This is a genomic window from Acrocarpospora macrocephala, assembly GCF_009687865.1.
Taxonomy (GTDB): Bacteria; Actinomycetota; Actinomycetes; order Streptosporangiales; family Streptosporangiaceae; genus Acrocarpospora; species Acrocarpospora macrocephala.
This window is the reverse complement of record NZ_BLAE01000001.1, coordinates 1-1,422: the sequence shown is the minus strand read 5'-3', so window position 1 is coordinate 1,422 and position 1,422 is coordinate 1. Positions and strand designations below refer to the sequence as shown.

The 1,422-nt window shown below is 61.4% G+C and carries 1 protein-coding gene; it reads right to left on the bottom strand.

Annotated elements, in window-relative coordinates; all coding sequences use genetic code 11:
• Positions 1 to 1,154 precede the first annotated feature (1,154 nt).
• Positions 1,155 to 1,422 (bottom strand): hypothetical protein (locus tag Amac_RS54650; protein ID WP_218040796.1); only part of this gene is annotated, 268 nt, incomplete at its 5' end.

The following is a 1,422-nucleotide window of genomic DNA, read 5'->3' as shown; positions in this document are numbered from 1 at the left end:
CGCCCCGGCCATCGCCGACACCTTCTACAGCAATCTGGCCACAGGCGAGGCGACCCTGGACACCAGTCGCGCCGCCCACGCCCTGCACCATGCCGTCCAGGACCTGCGCCGCCGACTCCCGCTCAGCTCGTCCCTATGGGCCGCCTACCTGCACGCGGGGGCTTAACCGGGCTGCGGGCCAACCAGACTCGCTCAGGCCGGTGGCGTCAAGGTTGTCACCAGAACGGGGAACTGCATCGGTTGGCGTTCACGTGCTCGAGGAAACCTCTCGACCCAATTCATCGTGAGATCGTGACAGGTCGGCATGATGTTCTGGCTCCGGGGCTGTCTCGGAGCACGGTAAGTGGGATGAACGCGGGTCGCGCGCCAACACCGACGATCAACAAGGCTCGCGCCCAACTTACTGGATTACGACGTATTGGAGATGCCGACAGCGGACAGCAACAGCACGATAAATAAAGGTGCACAGCCATCAGGCGGGATAATCGTGTTCGCCTGGCCTGAGTTCGCGTTCAGCAATCTGCCTACTGGCCTGATCGACACCACTTCACCGTATAGCTGGGCCCAGCTGCGTTATTGTGGAACCTCCGATCGAGTGCGCGCCACTCTGCTGTCATCCGGATAGCATCGTTAGGCTTGGCCCTGAAGGGCAGGAGACGCGTCTTGAGTTCGTCATATCGCGCATCGACTCCGCCGTGTCCAGGATGAGTCTCTATGGAGGCCGTAGCCGACTTATAGCGCGTGAGCCATTCCAGAAAGATCGTCTGCGCCTCACGCTCCATTGCGACAGCAGGCGAGCTCGCAGGCCACACATAATATTCGTCGCCGTAGTCGTCTTGGTCATCGTCCCATACTGCCTGGAAATAGTGCACCTTTCCGTCTACGTCCGCGAGCCCTTCGCGAGGTCCGTCCCACCAATCCAACTCGATGTGGACGCGCTCAAAGCCATCGCGTAATAGATCTTCTTCATCGCATCTCGGCATGACAGCAAGGTTATGGATACCAAGAGCGCCTGTCATGAGCTTTTGCCTCGCGGCCCTACCGCTTGTCCTCGACCTGTTACGACTTTCTATCCGTGGTCAAGCTGCCGCTCTGCCGGGCGTCGGGCGGCTCGGTTGGCGGCCGGGCATGCGGCCTGTACGCCCACTGGATCGTCACGGACTCCGCGCGAGCCCGTCATTGCCGTGGTTGCCGGGCGGATTGGTGTCGCGGCCATTGTGGTTCTCCCACCCACCCACCCAGCCCGCTTGTTTTCCTCGGGTTCCGCCCGACCCCATGATCACCGTGGCCGCCCGAAAGAGACGACGGTTGTATCGGCATGGTTCTCCACCCAGGTCGAGGTGCCGAGATCGAGGCGTCAGGTGGGGTTGGTTGGGTGGGGTTTCCAGAGCCGGTGGTTGAATCAAGGCATGGGACTTGATG